Source organism: Ferrovibrio terrae (assembly GCF_943372915.1).
Taxonomy (GTDB): Bacteria; Pseudomonadota; Alphaproteobacteria; order Ferrovibrionales; family Ferrovibrionaceae; genus Ferrovibrio; species Ferrovibrio terrae_A.
On the sequence record NZ_CALSAN010000008.1, the window covers coordinates 112830 to 130827 of the forward strand.

The window sequence follows — 17998 nt, forward strand, 5'->3', positions numbered from 1 at the left end:
CATAAGCCACTGAAATTAATGAGTTAAAAACACCACCTTTCCTGTGGATAAACCATTTGGTAACCTTGTTGCCATGCCCAGTCTTGCACCACAGCTGTCTGCCGAAATCGCCAAGGTGATCCTCCCGGCGGGGACACGGTCGCGTTCGGAGATCGTGGGCAATGCGAATGGCGTCGCCGGCGTAGAGGTGATGCTGCAGCAGCTGCTGAGAATCCGTGCGGAACTGGGCGGCCCTGATAAAGCCCGTCAGGAACGGGAAGCGACGGTGCGTGAATTTCACAGTGCACCGATCACTTATAACGGCTACGGCGTTGGCCGCTCGGCACCGGCAATGTCGATCTACATTATCGCCTGACAGCGCAACGCCTCAGGTCAGACTTGTACCCGGTCGAGAAAGCCAGTATTCGGCGGAACAGTTGTTGTTTCCGTCCAGCCTGCGGCTTTGCCGATGCCCGCCTCGCCTGAGATCAGTTTCGTCATACCGGTCTACAACAAGGCCGATGTGCTGCCGTATGTGATCCGTGCGCTCGCGGCACAGCAACCGCGCCCGGATGCAGAGTATATTTTCGTGGATGACGCATCCTCGGATGCCTCGGTCGCCGTGCTGGAACGCGAGGCTCCCGCTGCGTTGCGGATGGTGACGGTATTGCGCAATACCGGGAATGCCGGCCCCAGCGTGCGTCTCAACCAGGGGGCAGCCCAGGCGCGTGGCCGCCTGCTTTGCCTGATCGATGCCGATGAACTGATCCTGCCCGATGCCGTGGCGCTGATGCAGCAGGCCTTGCAACTGCACGATGCCGATATGGCGCATGGCAAGGTGATCCGTTCCACGCTGCCGCCGGCGCAGATCGTGCCGGCGGCACTTGGCAGCATGCCGGATTGCAGGACTGGCGACCGTCCGCTGCAGATGATCCTGCAAGGGCGCGGCTTCGTGCGCATGACATGGCTTGTGGAGACCGCACTGTTCCGCGCTGCCGGCGGCTGCGACACGCGTATTTTCATCCAGGATGAAACGCTGCCGCTGCGACTGGCCGCCAAGGCCCACCGGCTGGTTGATTTCCGTGGCGGCATGACCCTGGCCCCACAGACAACTTCGCATCTTTCAGCCGACAAGCGGCAGCAGCATCACGACCGCTTCTTTGCTTATTATAACCTGCTGGCCGATCAACCCGCATTGCCAGCCAAGGAACGCCAGCTGATTGCAGCCACCTGTGCATCGATCGCCTGGAAGGCCGTGCGGCGCAGCGGCCTGCCCCTTGCACAATTCGCAACGCTCGGCGCATACCTGCAGGGTAAAGCCGGCATGGCCGTATCGGCAGGCTTTTTAGATCGTGCGGCTGCCGCCTTCCGTGCCCTGCCCGGCATCCGCCAGGCCGCCCCATCGATGCAGCCCTTGCTTTCACCATCCGCCCCGCCATCATGATCAGAACCGATATCGCATCCCTCGAACTGCCGGCTATGCAGGACTGGACCGGGGTGCTGCGCCGGATCAACCAGATCCTGTTCGCCCTACTACCGCTGCTGCTGCTGTTCTGGCGTGGCGGCGCCGATGCCGCGGCCAGCATCATCGGCATCAGCTTTCTTGCCGTTGCCATTTCCCGCCGCCAGTGGGGCCTGGCTACACATCCGATGCTCGCCGTACTGCTGGCCATCTGGGTGCTGCTGAATGTTCTGGTCTCGCCGCTGGCCGTAGATCCTGCAGCATCATTCACACGCAGCGTGGCCTGGTTGCGGTTTGCCCTGCTGTTCGCGGCAACCGTCACCTGGCTGATCCAGTCGCGCCGCGATCTCGGTCTGATCGTCGCCGTCTGGGGCGCTACCATTGGCTTCTGCATCATTGATGGACTGGTTCAGCTGGTGCGCGGCACATCGTTGACTGGCCATCCGATGTACAATGTGTTCCGCCTGACCGGACCACTCGACCGACCGAATATCGGCATGTTCGTCGTGCGTATCGGCTTTCCCTTGCTGGCAGCAGCGCCACTGTTGCTGGAGGGTACGCGTTCGCGCGGGGCCATGGCTTCAGCCGCGATACTGGGCGCCATCGGCTTCGCCTTCATCCTGCTGACCGGTGAACGCTCGGCCGCACTGGTTGCCCTCATCGCCGTGCTAACCAGCATTGCAGGCAGCGTACTGGTTTTCCCGCGCTATCGGCTCTACGGCGTCAGTGCGCTGATCCTGCTGGTCGCCTGCATCGGTGGCGTCGTTGCCAGCAGCCCGCGGATCCTTGATCGCATCAAGGAATTCGCGCGCGTGATTGAGCAGTTCTCAAAATCCCATTACGCGGAACTGTTCACCATCGGCCTGGATGTATGGCGCAGCTATCCGGTGTTCGGCGCCGGCATGAAGAATTTCGAGAGTGCCTGCTGGGCCATTGCCGGCCATTACGTCTCTGACGGCTGCCCGACACATCCGCACAATGTCTATATCGAATGGCTGGCCGAAACCGGTGCCATCGGCCTGCTGTTCTATCTGGTCTTCCTGGGCCTTCTGCTGCTGGCAGCCTGGCCCCTGCTGCGTGGAACTACCATGACCCGCATCACCGGCCTGCTGGTGGCCGGCGCCCTGCTGGTGCTGTTATTCCCACTGATTGCCAGCCAAAGCATGTTCAGCAATTGGCCGGCACTGGTGTTCTGGAGCGGCCTGTCGATGACCATGGCCATAGCACGGCTGGCCCTGAAAGAGGCGGCCTGAGCCGTCATGGCAGTCCTGGTCGTCAAGCATTCGGCCCTCGGCGACATGATTCTCGCCTTGCCGCTGCTACGGGCGATCCGCCAGCATCATGCCGGCGAACGTATCGTCGTGCTGACCACGGCGCCCTATGTCGAACTGCTGCAACGCTCCGGGCTTGCCGACGAGGTCTGGGCTGATCCGCGCCCGAAAGCCTGGCAACCGCTGAAGCTCTGGGCCCTGCTGCGGCGCATACGCCGGGGCGGATTCAACCGGATCTACGATCTGCAGGGCAGCCAGCGGACCAAAGGCTATTACCGCATGCTGGGGTCACCCGCCGATATCTGGGTCGGCAATGCCCCAGGCTGCCGCTACCACATTCCCGATCCGAGCGGGCCAATGCATATTAGCGAGCTGCGACGGCGCCAGCTTGCCCTGGTCGGCATTCCCGACCCCGGGTTGCCGGATCTGAACTTCCTGCATGGCGATATTGCACGCTTCGCACTGCCGACACGGTTCGCTCTGCTGGTGCCGGGCGGCGCTCCACACCGGCCGGCAAAACGCTGGCCGGCCGCTCACTTCGCAGCACTGGGGCGGCATCTGCTGGATCAGGGAATCACACCCGTTCTGATCGGTCGCGCCGCTGAGCAGGCGGAGATCAGCATCATCCAGGCGGCATGCCCCGATGCCATCAGCCTCTGTGACCAGACCGCGATTGCCGATCTGGCCACCCTGGGACGCGTTGCCGCAGTCTGCATCGGCAACGATACCGGGCCGATGCATATCATCGCCGCATCCGGCTGCCCGTCGCTGGTGCTCTATTCGGCAGAATCCGATCCGCGCAAGGTATCGCCGCGTGGCGACTGGGTGCGCCTGCTGCAACGCCCGAGCCTGCAGGATCTCAGCGTCGCGGATGCGATTGCCGCCCTGCCGCCGTTCAGATCCACTTAAGCGGCCAGCGCGGCCCCGGCCGCAGCCGGCTCCAGACCAGCACCGCCACCAGCATGATCAGCAGGGCCGGCAGCAACGGATAGGCCAGGAACAGCCAGCTGCTTTTCAGGTTGAGCACGATCAGCGGATTGGCACCGGCCGGCGGGTGCATGATGTTGAGCAGCTTCATCACAATCGCGATCAGAGCCACACCGACGCCCATAGTCCAGACATTGCTGCCAAACACCTGCAGCAGCGCAATACCAATGGCAGCGCCGAGCAGGTGTGCAGCAAGCACGGCAACCGGTCGTGATCCTTCATGGGTCGGGAAGCAGAACAGCAGAATCGCGGTGCTGCCCAGCGAGGTGAGCGCCAGGCCATGTTCGGCGTCGATCAGCCACAGCACCAGGCCAAGGCACGGCACGATGCCGGCAGCGATCCACAGCAGCTCCAGCAGGCCGGCGCGATTCAGTCCCGTCATTCCCGCTCCTTCATTTCCGCAGCACTGAACAGCGGCAGTTCGGTCCGCTCCGCGCCTGATGGCAGGACTGTCTGGCGGTTGTCGATCCAGGCGGCAATATCGCGCCACACGGTTTCAGCCTGCAGATCGCGCAGCAGCATGTGCCAGCCCTGATCGTAGACCGCAACGCGCATATTGACATCCGGCGTCGCCTTCAGGGTCTCGACAAAGCGCTCGACCGGCGGCTGAGGAATCACCTGATCCTTGACGCCATAGAGCAGCAGCAGCGGTGTATTGGTCGGTCGTGCGAGCGCCGCCTCATCCATCAGGTTGACCAGGCCATGGATGGCATCCGCCCGCGTCGCCTTGATGAACAATGGGTCGCGCGATAATCGGCGCAGCATCTCAATATTGTCGGAGGCCTGGATTTTCAGCCCGCTGCCGGTGAAGGTCTTCCATGGAATGGTATAACTGGCGAGCCATAACGTGGCGCGGTAGAGCAACGGCATGCTGCTGCGGCCCCAAACCGCCGGCGCCACCAGTACGACACCCGCCGGCCGCACCGCTTGGTTCCGCGTCAGGCCATGCAGCACCACGGCACCGCCCATGCTTTCTCCCAGCCAGTAAACCGGCACGCCGGGATAACGCTGAACCAGCACGGCATTCAGTTCAGCGAGGTCATCGGCCAGGCGGTTCTCACCAGGCCACAGGCCGGTATAGGGCGCGCGGCCAAACCCGCGCTGGTCCGGTGCATAGGTCATGATGCCACGCTGGGCCCACCACTGCGCCGCCTCGGTGAAGGCGGTGCTGTAATCGTTGAAGCCATGCAGCGCCAGGATGATGGCTTTCGGCTGCATCGGTTCCGCCGGCCAGCGGCGCAGCGGCAGTTCACGGCCATCCCCTGCCTGCCAGGCGGTCTCGTTCGCCACCATTGCCGGCGGCATCGCCATTTCGCCCGGCGGCTGCAGGCGTGGTGCGCAGGCCACCGCCAGCCAGCCAGCCAGCAAAATCAGGATGATCCGCATCACGCCACGCCCGCCAGCTGGCGCACCCGCGTAGCTGGAAAGATCAGCGTTGCCGTGGTGCCGGCACTCTTTCGGCTGGACAGGTGAATCTGGCCGTCATGCAACTCGATCAGCCGGCGCGTGATCGGCAGGCCAAGGCCACTGCCGCCGGCTTCGCGGGCGCGCAGGGAGTCGCCCTGCGAGAAGGGCTCGAAGACACGCTTGAGCTGGTGGTCGGTCATGCCAACACCGGTATCACGCACCCGGATCGCCAGGCCGCCATCGGTGAGCAAGGCCGCCGCAATCTCGACGTTGCCGCCTTCAGGGGTGAACTTGATCGCATTGCTGATCAGATTGAGCAGCATCTGGCGCAGCAGCCGTTCATCGGCATGCAACCGCGGCAGCACGGCCGGCAGTGCCCGCTGTAAGGTGACCCCCTTGCCGTCGGCGGTGACGCCGACCAGCTCCAGCGCATGGTCAACCGCCTGCAGTACATCGAGTTCGCGCTCGACCAGATCCAGCTTTCCGGCCTCGATGCGCGACATATCGAGCACGTCGTTGATCAGCGACAACAGATGCTGTCCGCTTTTGACGATACCATCAATGTATTCGGCATAGCGTGGATTATCGATCGGCCCGAACAGACCCTGGCGCATGATATCGGCAAAGCCGAGTACGGCGTTCAGCGGTGTGCGCAGCTCATGGCTCATGGCTGCAAGGAAATTCGATTTGGTGCGGCTGGCCTCTTCCGCTTCGCGCCGCGCCTGCTCCAGATCGGCGGTCAACGCCTGCATCTCGGCATGCGCCACTTCGGTGGCGCGCAGCTGTCGCATCAGGGCATAGGCAAAACCCAGCACCAGCAGCCAGGTTGCAACGCCGGCGGCGATCAAAACGGTGTAAAGATTGGATAACCGATCGCGAGATAGCTCAAGGCGCCGCAGGCCGATGGCATTTATCCCGTCAGCCAGGGCGTTGAAGTCGACATCCAGGGCCTGCGACTGCGCCGCCACGGCATGTGCTGCCCCCTGATTGCCCGCGGCAAAGGCCGTCAGCTGCATGTCCCAGCTGCGGATCGCCGGTTCAATCCGATACAACAGCGCCTGCAGGTCTGCATCGCCAGCATAAATGACGGCACCCGGTCCGCCCCGCATCTGCTGCAACCGGCTGAGCAACTGATCGTAATGCTGCCGCACCTCGGTGCTTTCGCGACCTGACGTACCGGTCAGAGCTTCCAGCAGGGCGATACGGAAACCCTGGTGGGCATTGCGGAACTGCACGCTGTCCCAGATCACCGTCTGGTAGGAGATGCGGTTGTACTCACGCTGCTGGATATAGAAATACGTCGCCAGCACGATTGACAGTGCGACCACGGTGCCGACCAGCACCAGCACGAAACGTCGCGCGGCTCCGGCCAGCGCTTCGGGCTGCGGCTCGATTATGAGCGGGCTGAAACGGCGCGGCATCAGGGCGAATCCTGTTGCCTCAGTCGCAGGTTATCCTGCGGCCTACCGGTCCGATCCATCGTGGTTGAGCCCCCGTCCGTGTCAGCGGCGACATTCTGTGCACGCATCATCCACTCGGAGTGGCATTCCCGCCGGTAAAAATCAATGGGCTTTTCGCCCGCGACTCCGAGTGTTACAGGCTTTCAGGCCCTAGAGGGTGCGAGTCTGGCCGCCATCGACATCGATCACGGCGCCATTTAGATAGGCCGCCTGCGGCGAGGCGAGGAAAGCCACGGCCCGGGCAATTTCTGCGGGTTCGCCGAACCGCCCGATGCCCATGCTGCGCGGCAGCTTGATGGCCGCCTCGGCCTCGCTGAGGCCCTGCTCCTTGGCGAAGCTGCGGATGCGGGTCTGCAGGCGCTCGGTGGCGATGGCGCCGGGGTTGATCGCATTGACCCGGACGCCATCGGCAATGCCGCGGTCGGCCAACACCTTGGTCAGATTCATGCCCGCCGCGTTGACCGAACCGCCGATGGCGAATTCGGCCTGCCCGGTGCGGCCGCCGATGCCGATGATGCTGATGATGCTGCCCTGTCGCGCTTTGAGGTGCGGCCAGGCGGCGCGGCTGAGCCGCATGGCGCCAAAGAATTTCAGTGCGAAGCCATCGGCCCAATCATCATCGGTCAGCGTCATGAAATCGCCGCGCTTGGTGGCGCCGGCGTTGTTCACCACCAGATCGACGCCACCGAATTTTTCCACGGTGGCAGCCACCACCTGCGCCGGCACTGCCGGATCGCGCAGATCCACCGCCTGCACCAGGCTCTCGGTCTTCAGGCCGCCGGCCACGCCGTTCAGCAGATCGGTCGAGCGTGCCGCCAGCACCAGCTTCATGCCTTCCGCTGCGAGAACCTCGGCAATCGCCTGCCCGATGCCCTTGCTGGCACCGGTGACAATCGCGACCTTGCCGTCGAGTTTCAGATCCATGCAATCCTCCTGATGGCGTCGGACACGACGCCTGCGCTAAGCTTTCCGTCAATCAATAGAATATGGGAGGCGACATGTTTCGCAATGATCTGTTCCAGGGCAAACGCATCCTGATCACCGGCGGCGGCACCGGGCTGGGCAAGGCCATGGCGCTCCGGCTGATGGAACTCGGCGCCGAACTGCATATCTGTGGCCGGCGCGATGGCGTGCTGCAGGAAACGGCGAAGGAACTGGCTGCTGAAACCGGCGGCAATATCTACGGCCATGCCTGCGATATCCGCGTGGCGCAGGCGGTGGACGAGATGGTGCAGGCGATCTGGGACGTGCACGGCCCGCTGGATAGCCTGGTCAACAATGCTGCGGGCAATTTCATCGCCCGCACCGAAGACCTCAGCCCGCGCGGCTTCGATGCCATCGCCAATATCGTGCTGCATGGCAGCTTCTACGTCACCCAGGCGGTGGGCAAGCGCTGGATCGCGGCCAAACGCGGCGGCAGCGTGGTGTCCATTGTCACCACCTGGGTCTGGACCGGTTCGGCCTTCGTCATCCCGTCTGCCATGTCCAAGGCCGGCATCGCGGCAATGACACAGTCGCTGGCCGTGGAATGGGGACCGAAGGGCATTCGCCTGAATGCCATCGCGCCCGGCCCCTTCCCCACCGAAGGCATGACCAAGCGACTGGCACCGACCGAAGCCCTGGAGAAACGTATGATCGGCGCGATCCCGATGCGCCGCGTCGGCAACCTGGCGGAACTGGCCAATCTCGCTGCCTTCCTGCTGGCCGATGATGTGGCCTATCTGACCGGCGAGGTGATCGCCATCGACGGCGGCCAATGGCTCAATTCGGCCGGCGGCTTCGGTGCGCTGACCGACCTCAACGATGCCGAATGGCAGGACATCCGCGAAAGCATCGCCACGACCAATGCCAAGGACAAGGCGCAGCGCACGGTCTGACGCCAAGCCCTGTCCATAAGCCGCGCTGATCGGCTCCGATGCATTAGTTGCATGGGAAACCATAGGTATTTCAATGAAATATACTATGCCGAGGGCTTCGCTTTGACGTAGCGTCAGGGCAGAATGATGTGCGTTCGATCTGCAGCATCAACAGCACATAGAGGCAAAAATGAGCAGCGATCCGGCAACCCGCATGGAGCATGACTCGCTCGGCGAGATGGCCATTCCAGCCGCCGCCTATTTCGGCATCCAGACCCAGCGCGCGCTCGACAACTTCCATATCTCCGGTATCGGTATCAACCATTACCCGAACCTGATCCGCGCGTTTGGCATGGTGAAAAAGGCCTGTGCCGCCGCCAACAAGAAGCTGGGCTATCTGGAGCCGGAGAAATACAAGGGCATCGCCAAGGCCTGCGATGAACTGATCGACGGCAAGCTGCACGAATGGTTCACCATCGACGTGTTTCAGGGCGGCGCCGGCACCTCCACCAATATGAATGTCAACGAGGTGGTGGCCAATCGCGGCCTGGAGCTGATGGGCTTCCACAAGGGCGAATACAGCCATCTGCATCCCAATGACGACGTCAACCTGTCGCAGTCGACCAACGACGTCTATCCGACCGCCGTGCGGCTGGGCGTGATCCTCAGCCATGCCGAGCTGATGAAGGCGCTGGATAGCCTAGCTTATGAATTCCGCCAGCGCGGCGTCGAATTTGCCGATGTCATCAAGCTGGGCCGCACCCAGCTGCAGGATGCCGTGCCGATGACACTGGGCCAGGAGTTCGAGGCCTTTGCCATCAACATCAAGGAAGACGTGGCGCGTGGCGACGAGATCATCAAGCTGTTCCGCGAGATCAACTTAGGGGGAACCGCGGTCGGCACCGGCATCAACACAGAGCCGGAATATTCCAATCTCGCGATTGAGGAACTGACTCGTATCTGCGGCATCGAGATGGTGCGCGCCGCCAACCTGATCGAGGCGAGCTGGGATATGGGCGCCTTCGTGCTCTATTCCGGCATGCTCAAGCGCATCGCCGTCAAGCTCAGCAAGATCGCCAATGACCTGCGCTTGCTGTCGTCCGGCCCGCGCGGCGGCCTGAATGAAATCTCGCTGCCACCGATGCAGCCGGGCTCCTCCATCATGCCGGGCAAAGTCAATCCGGTGATCCCCGAAGTGGTCAACCAGGTCTGTTTCCAGGTGATCGGCAACGATATCACGGTGACCATGGCAGCCGAGGCCGGGCAATTACAGTTGAACGTGATGGAGCCGGTGATCGTCTACAACGTGCTGAATTCGATGCAGCTGCTGTCGCGCGCCGCCCGCACGCTGGCCGAGAAATGCGTGTCGGGAATCCAGGCCAATGTGGAACAAGCGAAGCGCCATGTCGAAGCCAGCGTCGGCATCGTCACCGCGCTCAATCCCTATATCGGCTACGAGAAATCGGCCTGGCTGGCCAAGGAAGCGCTCAAGACCGGACGCACGGTGCGCGAACTCTGCATCGAGAAGGCTTGGCTGACCGAGGCGCAGCTCGACGATATCCTTGATGTCGCCAAGCTGACTGCACCGCGCCGGCGCGGCCGCAAGATCGTGGCACCCCAACCGTAATAGGGCGCAGTAATCACAGCCCCCGGATCAGGTCGCGGCGGCTGTTCCACACCGTTGCCAGCCAGAAGGCTGCAAGGCCGCCGCAGCTGACCGCCAGCGCGATCCACAGCACCGGGCCATAGCCACCGAAGGTCTCCCATAGCAGGGCGAAGGCCACGGCGGCCGTGGTGCGCGGCAGCGTCACCGCCATCGTCAGCGCGCCCGTGGCCGCGCCATAGCCATAGGCGCCGAGATACTCGATCACACTGTTGGCCCGCACCAGCGTCAGCATGCCCGTCGCCATGCCATAGAGCACGGCAAAGATCACCAGGGCCGGAACGCCCCACCATGCGCTGAGCACCAGCATGGCCACGCCCATCGATGTCAGGCCGAAAGCAATGCGGCCAAAGCCGGCGGTGGAAATGCGCGTGGCAACCATCAGCAATACGAAACGCGCCAGCACCTGGCTCGGCCCATGCATAGCCATGATGCCGACGATCAGACTCATCGCATAGCCATTTTCCAGCAACAGCGGGATGGTGTGAAAGGTGATGCCGTTGCCGACAAAGGTGTGCACGCTGAAGGCCGCCACCAATGCCCAGAAAATGCGATCACGGAGAATCTGCCGCAGCGGCAGGCGCAGAGGTGCAACACTGGTGCCGTCAGCATCTGGCTTTCGGCCGCCGCCGCGAATGCCGCGCAGCACCCAGGCACTGACCAGCCCGGGCACCAGGAAATGGATCACCGCGACGATCATGATGGCCGGGCGCCAGCCAAGCGTCTCGCTGAACAGCGTGATGAAGGGAATGGCCGTCGAGGAAGAAAATCCACTGAGCAGCGAGATCATGGTGATGCCCCGCCGGTGGTCGGTCAGGTTCGACACCACGATATTATAGGCGCTTTCACTCAGCGTGCAGGCATGCACCAGGCCAAGCCCGGCCCAGACGATGTAAAACACCGGCAGCGAGGTCGTCATCGACCAGATGGCCAGCAGCACTGCCCCGCCGGTTGCCCCCAGCACCATGAACCAGTAGCCGCCAAAGCGGTCGATCAGGGCGCCAATCGGCAGCGCCATGATGCTGGCGACCAGCAGGTTGACCGTGAGGCCGGCATTGATCTCGACCTTCGACCAGCCAAGTTCCTGCTCCATCGGCAGGGCCACCACGGCCAGCGAATAATACAGCGAACCCCAGGACACCATCTGGCCGAGCGCCAGTCCCCAGATCAGCAAATGGGGCGTGACAGGTGGACGGTCCCCTGGAACGGAGAGGAAGGACATTGAACTGGTCCGGAAAGACGAGAGCGGCAGGGCTGGCGAATCACGGGCGGGACGACGTTTGCACAGTATCACGCTGTGGCAATCCTGTGGCGTGCGATATTCGCATGACCGTGTGGCATCCCCTGCATCGCAACACGCAATCGTTTTGACTCATAACAGCCTTGCGCCTAGCCTTCGGCACAGGCCGCAGATAAGCGGCCACTGGAGGAAACCATGTCCGCGCTGCCTCGTCTGGCGGGTCTCACCGCTATTCCTGCCATTGCCCTGCTACTGACCGCCTGCGCCGCCACGCCGCCGCGCGATCCGGCACTGGCCTGCGCCGATCTGACCCGCCCCATCGATGCTGGCGCCATTGGCCTGCAAACGCGTGGCGCCACCATCGAATCCGCCACCCTCACCCAGCCCCAGGTCGCAGGCGCCGTCACCAACCCGCCTTTCGCACCGACACCGCCCGAGATGATCGTACCGGCCCTGCCCGAGCATTGCCGCGTGATCGGCGCCATCGCCTCGGTCGACCCCCAGGCGCCGCCGATCCGCTTCCAGGTCAACCTGCCGAGCCAGTGGAACGGCCGTTCGCTGCAATATGGCGGCGGCGGCTTCAACGGCGTGCTGATCACCGGCCTGACCATGCCGCCTGCCGCCCGCCCCGACAGACCGCATCCTCTGGCGCGCGGCTATGTCACCTATGGCACGGATTCCGGCCACCAGAATGCGCCGAATGTGCCGCTGCAGGCTTTTGCACTGAATGACGAGGCCTTGGTCAACTTCTCGCATGCCTCTTACAAGAAGGTGCGCGATGTGGCGGTCGAGCTGATGAAGCGGCGCTACGGCAAGGCGCCGGAGAAACTCTATTTCTTCGGCAGCTCCGAAGGCGGACGCGAAGGCCTGACCATGGCCCAGCGCTATCCCAACGACTTTGACGGCATTTTCAGCCGCGTACCGGTGATCAACTGGGTTGGCCTCCAAGCTGCCGGAACCCGCATGGGCATTGCGCTCACGCAAGGCTGGATCTCACCCGACAAGGTGAAACTGGTGCATGACGCCGTGCTGGCGGCCTGCGATGACCGTGACGGGCTGAAAGACGGCATCGTCAGCGACCATGAGGGCTGCAAGCGCATCTTCGATGTCAGCCGCCTGCGCTGCGCCGGCCCGAGCAATCCGATGTGCCTGACCGAGGCCGAAATCCGCTCGGTGCAGACACTGCACAGCTCGGTGAACTTCAATTTCGATCTTGCCAATGGCGTGCGCAGCTATCCCGGCTTCGGCACCGGCGGCGAGGCCTGGGCCGGCACCGGCCCGGTCGGCGGCTGGGTCAGCTGGCAGACCGGCACCGCGCCGCCCACTGTGCCCGCCACCAATGCCAGCAGCCGCGCCTGGCTTTATGGCAGCGGCGCGATCCAGTATTTCCTCGCCCGCGATGCAAATTACGATCCGCGCACCTATACCGTCGACAGCTTCCGCGAACGTGCACAGCTTATCTCCGGCCTGATGGATTCCACCAATCCGGATCTCAGCACCTTCGCCAATCGCGGCGGCAAGCTGGTGGTGGCCGAGCAGATGGCCGATTACGCCCAGAGCCCCTATGCCGGCATCCAGTATTACCAGTCGGTGGTGGCCAGGATGAGCCAGCCGGTGGTTGACCGCTTCATGCGCATGTACGTGACGCCGGGCGCCGACCATGTCGGTACCGGTGCGCCCTCGGCGGTCGACATGCTGGAGGTGGTGAGCGACTGGGTGGAGAAAGGCCGCGCGCCGGGTAACCTGGTGCAGAGCGCGCACCAGCCGGCACCGCCCTTTGCCATCACCATGTCACGCCCGATGTGCCGCTATCCGATGTTCCCGCGCTACCGCAGCGGCGACGTCAATGCGGCTGCCAGCTTCGAGTGCGTGATGCCTTAGGCGAAAGCGGCCTCTGCCGTCATCGCCAGGGCGCCATCGGCATCGGCGATCCATAAGGAAAGCGACCCGTCATGCGCGTTTTTCGCGCGCAGTTGGAACGGCTGACTGTCGATCACCGGGCGACGGCCACGGAAGCTGAACCGCTTTAACCCCAGTCCCGGCCGCAGGCTGGTGGCGAAATCGACCAGCAGCGTCGCCAGCAGCGGGCCATGCACGACCAGGCCGCGATAGCCTTCCACGTCGCGCGCATAGTCGCGGTCGTAATGGATGCGGTGGCCGTTATAAGTGAGAGCAGAATAGCGGAACAGCAGTACCGGATCGGCGGTGAAATTCGCCGACCACTGGTAATCGCCCGATGCCGTATCCGGCTCCGGCAAGGCTGCGCCCGCAAGCTCCTCGCGATAGACGATGTCATGGCGGTCAGTCACGGCCGGCGTATCGGCGTCGAAAATATCGTGTCGCACGGTGACAAAGACCAGCCGCCCGCTACGGCCTGATTTTTCCTCTACCGACTCAACGGTGGAGAGCCGGCGCGTCGGCATGCCCAGCATCAGCGGGCGATGGAAGTCCAGCCGGCTGCCGGCCCACATGCGGCGCGTCTGGCTGCCGCCCCAGAACTGGCTCACATCCGGCAGGAAGCTGCCAAGTGCCGGATGACCGTCGCGGCCGAGCCGGGCGCGCTGCGCCGGGCTCCAGAAGTACAGCCAGTGCCGCAATGGCGGCAGCGGCGCCTCCTCCACCAGGTGTGCATCCGGCTGGTCCAGCGCCCGCGCCAGCGCGATGCAGCGTTCGGGCAAAAAAAGATCGGCGGCCTCATCCTGGCCGCCGATCCAATCTTTCAGCGATGTCTTATCGGCCATGCCGGCAGTCTAGCGTCACTGCCGTGATTTGCCCACCGCCTCGCGCAGCAGCAGGTAGACCTTGCCGATATCGGCCGTGACAAAGGCCGAGGTCAGCAACTCTTCATGCTCCACGCCCTTGGCACCGGCCAGCACGCGCTCGAACTCGGCCACGTAGCGGTCGGTAAAGTCGCGGAACTCGCCATTCTCCTGATACTTGCTGCGGATTTTGTCGAGATCCTTCTGGTCGATAAGCTTGCGGGTGAACAGGCCGCGCTCGCCCTTGTAGTAGCGGCGCCACAGTTCTTCCGACAGGTCGCGATTGAGCAGACGGCTGATATCGATGGCCATCGAGTTGAGATGGCCGGTAATGAAGGCCGCGGTCTTGAGGAACTGCTCGCCGCGCAGCGCCTGGGTGGCCTTGCGCAGGGATTCGGCCTCGATACTGGCCGTTCTTGCGGCCTCCGCCAAAGCCTTGGAATCCGCCTTGAGGCTGGCTTCGGCCGAGGCGGCTTCGCTGGCAGCGCGGGCTGCCGACGATGCCAGTTCCTGGGCGCGCTGGCCGAGGATATCGGCGGTCTCGGCGGCACGTGCGGTGGCGCGGTCGGTGACAGCGCCGAATTCGGTGCCGGTGCGCGCCATGCGTTCGCCGATCTCGGCCACCTTCTCGCTGAGGCGCGCGGCGCGGGTATCGACCTCGTCGGCCTGGCGACGGAAGCCGTCGCTCATCCGGTCGGTCTGCTTCATCGCGTCCTCGACGATATTGGCCAGTTCGCGCGTGCGGTTACGCAGCACTTCGCTGGCATCGTCGATGCGACCCGAGGCATTGCCGACCGCCAGATTGATCTCGCGGGCGCGGGCATCGAAGGTCGAGCCGACCTGTTCGACGCGGTTGACCGCTTCGTCCGAAACGCGGGCGACTTCCTGGGCCTGGCGGCGGAAGCTGTCGCCGATATTGGCGGTCTTTAGGATCGCCGCGTCGGAGGCTTCGGCCAGTTCCTGTACGCGGCCGCGGAAGTTCTCGCGGATGCTTTCGGCCTGGCGGGTCAACTCGCTCGACAGTGAGGTGAGCGCGCCGGCCTGCTCGTGGATGGTGCTGCGCAGTTCCAGCGTGCGGTCGACCACGCTCTGCGCCGCATCGCCCAGTTCGATCGAGCGGATGCGCGCCGTATCGCCAGCCGTATTGATGCTGCCGGTCGCTTTCTCGGCGGCAGCATTCAGGGCGACAGCTTCCATTTGAGCCTTGTCGCTCATCGCCACCAGCGCCGAGGTCTGTGCCGTGGCCTTTTCGGCCAGGGTCGCCATCGCCTCTGCCACCTTGATCGCCAGGTCCTGCAGATCCTTGGCGCGCGCCTGGGCGGCGCTGCCGGCAAGCTGCGATTCCATCGCCGCACGTTCGGACGCGGCGCTGAGCGCATGGGCCTGCACCTGCGCGGTCTCGCTCACCTGATGCAGGCGTTGCGCGGCACGTTCGGCGGCAGCCTGTAGCTGCACGGCATCCTGACCGGCGCTTTCGCCAGCCGAACGCAGCCGCTGCGCGGTGCGCGCGGCGGCCTGGTCGAGGCCATCGACCTGGTCGCGCACGGCCGTACCGGTTTCGGAGATCCGTTTGGCAACGCCGTCGATGGTGACGCCGAACTGCTCGGCATGGCCGCGCAGCAGGGCACCGGCGGCGCCAACCTGATCGTCGGTGCGCTGGGTCGCCTGGGCGAGCAGCGCATTGGCCTGCACCATGGTTTCCTGCACCTGTGCCGCCATGTTGAGGGCATCGCGGCCAGACTGAGCCAGAGTTTCGATGCGGGCACGGATGCCTTCGTCGGCCTCGCCGATTTTCCCGAGTGCACGGCCGGCGGTTTCATCCAGCACATCGGCACGCTGCTTCAGTTCGTCGCCGGTGCGCATGGCGCGGTCGGCGATCTGTTGCAGGGTCTGCGTCATGTTGGCGCCTTCGCGGCGCAGCGCATCGCCCGCCTGGGCCAGACGCTGGTCGGCCAGTTCGGCCGCTGAGCCAAGCTGGTCGGCCTGATGGCGCACCAGATCGCCGGTCAGCTTCAGGCGCTGCTCGGCCTGGGTGGCGGCTTCGGCAAACGCATCGGCCTGGCGGGTGGCAGAGGCACCGGCCTGTTCCAGCGAACTGGTGCGGCCGCGCATGTCATCGCTGGCAACCCGCAGGCGTTCAGCCACGCGGGCGCCCTGGTCATCCAGCGCGCCGACTTCGGAGCGGATCGTCTCGCCGATATCGCGGATGCGGCTGATCGTGGTGCCGGTGGCATGTTCGATCTCGCGCACGCGCTCGCGCAGCACGGTGCCAGCGGCCTCGGCGCTGTCGACCACCTTCTGGCTGGTGCTGCTGAACACCAGGCTCTCGCGACCAAAGCTCTCGCTGGCCGCTGTGGCGCGCGCGACAGTAACTTCGGCAGCCGTGGTAATCGTCTGCGCAGATTCGGCAAAGCTGAGCCCGATGCGGTCAGCCTCGCCGCTGGCGCGGGTGACCGACTGTTCGAGGGCGACGATCTTCTGTTCCAGCTGCTCGGTGATCTGCTGCGCCACTTCGGCAGCGCGGTTCACCGCCTGGTCCATCAGCTCGCCATGGCGGCGCGACAGCTCGTCGACGCGCTCGTTCTGGAACTGGATGGCCGAGGTGATGCGGGCGATTTCAGTCGCCTTGCCCTGGAAGATGCCCCGCGCGGTTTCCACCTCGCGCACGATCACATCGGCAGCCTGCAGCAGCACCTGCGCCTGGGTCGATACGGTATGGCCCAGACCACTGACCTTGGCATTCATCTCGCTGCCAACCTTGTCGGCGGCGTCGACCAGGGCGCGGCTCTGCTCTTCAAAGCGGCCGGCCAGGCCCTTCACGGTATTGTCGAGGTCGCGGTTCACCTGCTCGGCCGCCGCCAGCAGCGACTGCGAGGACTGGTTCAGCGTGCCGGTGATCTGGCGCGCCTGCAGCGCGACCTGTTCGCCGGCGCCAGAGGCGGCAGCCAGCAGCGCCTGCTGCTGGCCGGCCATGGTCTCGCCCAGCGTGGCGATCTTGTCGGTGGCGCTCTGCGCCGCCTCTTCCATCTCGCGGGCTTGGCGACGCAGCGCGCCGGCCAGCGCCGAGACACGGCGCTCGGCTTCCGGCGTCGGATAGCTCAGGTCGAGCAGCAATTCGTGCAGGGCGGCGGACTGGCGTTTGATCGCCATGCCGCGCCACATGTTCAGCAGCATCAGCCAGAGGAAGGCCAGCGGCGCGGCGATACCGGCGATGAAGGCGCCGATTTCGTGCGGCAGCGCATGCCACAGGTTGGCCCAGCCGATTGAGCTTTCGATATAGAGGGCGCAGATCACGACCCAGAGCAGGCTGATGCCGCCCCCGATGCCGACCATGATCAGGCGCCGGCGTTCCAGCATCGGCGTGCCCACCAGGGCGGCGGCGCGGTTGTCCGCCTCGGCCAGAGCCTGTTCGCTCGCCGACTTTGCGGCATTGGCGGCCATATCGGCCCGCGGATGTTTGATCAGCATCGCAACCTCCCCCGTCGGACCGCCAGGAGGAGTCCCCGGTCCGGTCGGATCGCGTCATCTTCCGCATTGAAACACACAAAGACCGGGACGAGGCGGAAAACCCGCGCCGGTAGCACACCATATTTAGGGATCCAATGGTTAACGCAGCCTTGCCCAGCCCGGTCAAAAGCGGTCAAACCGGAGTCGAAAGACACCCTGTGGATAGCGGGGATAACCTTTTTGGCGCCTCCCGAAAAATGCCCACCGTGCGCGACACGGCATAAAATCAGGGGGTTCACGCTGCGCTGAGTCCGTCAATAAGTTTTTTTACAGTCGTGTCACATACACTGTATTGACCCTCCCTTAACCCTGAGTACCATATGTTGTGTTCGTTGGACCTGTTTCGTGACGACGCTGCGCCGCCTTCGAGAGCCCATTTGGGGCTGTTTTTGTAGGGTTTTCGAAGG

The 17998-nt window shown here is 64.0% G+C and carries 14 protein-coding genes; 7 read left to right on the forward strand and 7 right to left on the reverse strand.

Annotated elements, in window-relative coordinates; genetic code table 11:
• Nucleotides 1–73: 73 nt before the first annotated feature.
• The 4 genes from AAG821_RS07885 to AAG821_RS07900 all read left to right on the forward strand — a co-directional run bounded on the left by AAG821_RS07885 (nt 74) and on the right by AAG821_RS07900 (nt 3621).
• Nucleotides 74–355, forward strand: a complete 282-nt coding sequence (locus AAG821_RS07885) for a hypothetical protein (RefSeq protein ID WP_341912273.1) — start codon at nt 74–76, stop codon at nt 353–355.
• 93 nt (nt 356–448) lie between these two features.
• Nucleotides 449–1423: a glycosyltransferase family 2 protein gene (locus tag AAG821_RS07890; RefSeq protein WP_341912271.1), complete on the forward strand. Its 975-nt coding sequence runs from the start codon at nt 449–451 to the stop codon at nt 1421–1423.
• Nucleotides 1420–2694: an O-antigen ligase family protein gene (locus tag AAG821_RS07895; protein ID WP_341912269.1), complete on the forward strand. Its 1275-nt coding sequence runs from the start codon at nt 1420–1422 to the stop codon at nt 2692–2694. The genes AAG821_RS07890 and AAG821_RS07895 overlap by 4 nt, the downstream gene beginning before the upstream one ends.
• Nucleotides 2695–2700: 6 nt before the next feature.
• Nucleotides 2701–3621 (forward strand): glycosyltransferase family 9 protein, encoded by a 921-nt coding sequence (locus tag AAG821_RS07900; protein ID WP_341912267.1) that lies wholly within the window; start codon nt 2701–2703, stop codon nt 3619–3621.
• Here the strand turns inward: AAG821_RS07900 and AAG821_RS07905 are convergent.
• The 4 genes from AAG821_RS07905 to AAG821_RS07920 all read right to left on the reverse strand — a co-directional run bounded on the left by AAG821_RS07905 (nt 3608) and on the right by AAG821_RS07920 (nt 7490).
• The gene (locus tag AAG821_RS07905) at nt 3608–4081 is read right to left on the reverse strand and encodes an HPP family protein (protein ID WP_341912265.1); all 474 of its coding nucleotides are present in this window, start codon (nt 4079–4081) and stop codon (nt 3608–3610) included. The two genes, AAG821_RS07900 and AAG821_RS07905, sit on opposite strands and share 14 nt — an antisense overlap.
• On the reverse strand, nt 4078–5085 hold the full coding sequence (locus tag AAG821_RS07910) for a lysophospholipase (protein ID WP_341912263.1): 1008 nt from the start codon (nt 5083–5085) through the stop codon (nt 4078–4080). The genes AAG821_RS07905 and AAG821_RS07910 overlap by 4 nt, the downstream gene beginning before the upstream one ends.
• Nucleotides 5085–6527: an ATP-binding protein gene (locus tag AAG821_RS07915; RefSeq protein WP_341912262.1), complete on the reverse strand. Its 1443-nt coding sequence runs from the start codon at nt 6525–6527 to the stop codon at nt 5085–5087. The genes AAG821_RS07910 and AAG821_RS07915 overlap by 1 nt, the downstream gene beginning before the upstream one ends.
• 189 nt (nt 6528–6716) lie before the next feature.
• Nucleotides 6717–7490 carry an SDR family oxidoreductase gene (locus tag AAG821_RS07920; RefSeq protein ID WP_341912261.1) on the reverse strand — a complete coding sequence of 258 codons (774 nt, stop codon included), beginning with the start codon at nt 7488–7490 and terminating at the stop codon, nt 6717–6719.
• Between the two features lie 74 nt (nt 7491–7564).
• Between AAG821_RS07920 and AAG821_RS07925 the strand changes: the two genes are divergently transcribed.
• Nucleotides 7565–8443, forward strand: a complete 879-nt coding sequence (locus AAG821_RS07925) for an SDR family oxidoreductase (RefSeq protein ID WP_341912260.1) — start codon at nt 7565–7567, stop codon at nt 8441–8443.
• 169 nt (nt 8444–8612) lie between these two features.
• Nucleotides 8613–10049 carry an aspartate ammonia-lyase gene (locus AAG821_RS07930; protein ID WP_341912259.1) on the forward strand — a complete coding sequence of 479 codons (1437 nt, stop codon included), beginning with the start codon at nt 8613–8615 and terminating at the stop codon, nt 10047–10049.
• A 13-nt stretch (nt 10050–10062) separates the two neighbouring features.
• Here AAG821_RS07930 and AAG821_RS07935 read toward each other — a convergent pair whose 3' ends face one another.
• A complete protein-coding gene (locus AAG821_RS07935; RefSeq protein WP_341912257.1) occupies nt 10063–11259 on the reverse strand; it encodes an MFS transporter in 1197 nt (398 codons plus the stop codon).
• Nucleotides 11260–11520: 261 nt separating this feature from the next.
• On the opposite strand from AAG821_RS07935, the gene AAG821_RS07940 reads away from it, so the two are divergent.
• Nucleotides 11521–13206 carry a tannase/feruloyl esterase family alpha/beta hydrolase gene (locus tag AAG821_RS07940; protein WP_341912256.1) on the forward strand — a complete coding sequence of 562 codons (1686 nt, stop codon included), beginning with the start codon at nt 11521–11523 and terminating at the stop codon, nt 13204–13206.
• Here the strand turns inward: AAG821_RS07940 and AAG821_RS07945 are convergent.
• Together AAG821_RS07945 and AAG821_RS07950 are read right to left on the reverse strand one after the other, a co-directional pair.
• Complete coding sequence (locus tag AAG821_RS07945; RefSeq protein WP_341912254.1) at nt 13203–14066, reverse strand: acyl-CoA dehydrogenase; 864 nt, start codon at nt 14064–14066, stop codon at nt 13203–13205. The genes AAG821_RS07940 and AAG821_RS07945 overlap by 4 nt on opposite strands.
• 15 nt (nt 14067–14081) lie before the next feature.
• A complete protein-coding gene (locus AAG821_RS07950) occupies nt 14082–17552 on the reverse strand; it encodes a hypothetical protein (protein ID WP_341912252.1) in 3471 nt (1156 codons plus the stop codon).
• Nucleotides 17553–17998 lie beyond the last annotated feature (446 nt).

What these genes read in the sequence shown, in the direction of transcription:
- AAG821_RS07885 (WP_341912273.1), top strand. Translation starts at nt 74, where the DNA reads ATGCCCAGTCTTGCACCACAGCTGTCTGCCGAAATCGCCAAGGTGATC.
- AAG821_RS07890 (WP_341912271.1), top strand. Translation starts at nt 449, where the DNA reads ATGCCCGCCTCGCCTGAGATCAGTTTCGTCATACCGGTCTACAACAAG.
- AAG821_RS07895 (WP_341912269.1), top strand. Translation starts at nt 1,420, where the DNA reads ATGATCAGAACCGATATCGCATCCCTCGAACTGCCGGCTATGCAGGAC.
- AAG821_RS07900 (WP_341912267.1), top strand. Translation starts at nt 2,701, where the DNA reads ATGGCAGTCCTGGTCGTCAAGCATTCGGCCCTCGGCGACATGATTCTC.
- AAG821_RS07905 (WP_341912265.1), bottom strand. Translation starts at nt 4,081, where the DNA reads ATGACGGGACTGAATCGCGCCGGCCTGCTGGAGCTGCTGTGGATCGCT.
- AAG821_RS07910 (WP_341912263.1), bottom strand. Translation starts at nt 5,085, where the DNA reads ATGCGGATCATCCTGATTTTGCTGGCTGGCTGGCTGGCGGTGGCCTGC.
- AAG821_RS07915 (WP_341912262.1), bottom strand. Translation starts at nt 6,527, where the DNA reads ATGCCGCGCCGTTTCAGCCCGCTCATAATCGAGCCGCAGCCCGAAGCG.
- AAG821_RS07920 (WP_341912261.1), bottom strand. Translation starts at nt 7,490, where the DNA reads ATGGATCTGAAACTCGACGGCAAGGTCGCGATTGTCACCGGTGCCAGC.
- AAG821_RS07925 (WP_341912260.1), top strand. Translation starts at nt 7,565, where the DNA reads ATGTTTCGCAATGATCTGTTCCAGGGCAAACGCATCCTGATCACCGGC.
- AAG821_RS07930 (WP_341912259.1), top strand. Translation starts at nt 8,613, where the DNA reads ATGAGCAGCGATCCGGCAACCCGCATGGAGCATGACTCGCTCGGCGAG.
- AAG821_RS07940 (WP_341912256.1), top strand. Translation starts at nt 11,521, where the DNA reads ATGTCCGCGCTGCCTCGTCTGGCGGGTCTCACCGCTATTCCTGCCATT.
- AAG821_RS07945 (WP_341912254.1), bottom strand. Translation starts at nt 14,066, where the DNA reads ATGGCCGATAAGACATCGCTGAAAGATTGGATCGGCGGCCAGGATGAG.
- AAG821_RS07950 (WP_341912252.1), bottom strand. Translation starts at nt 17,552, where the DNA reads ATGCTGATCAAACATCCGCGGGCCGATATGGCCGCCAATGCCGCAAAG.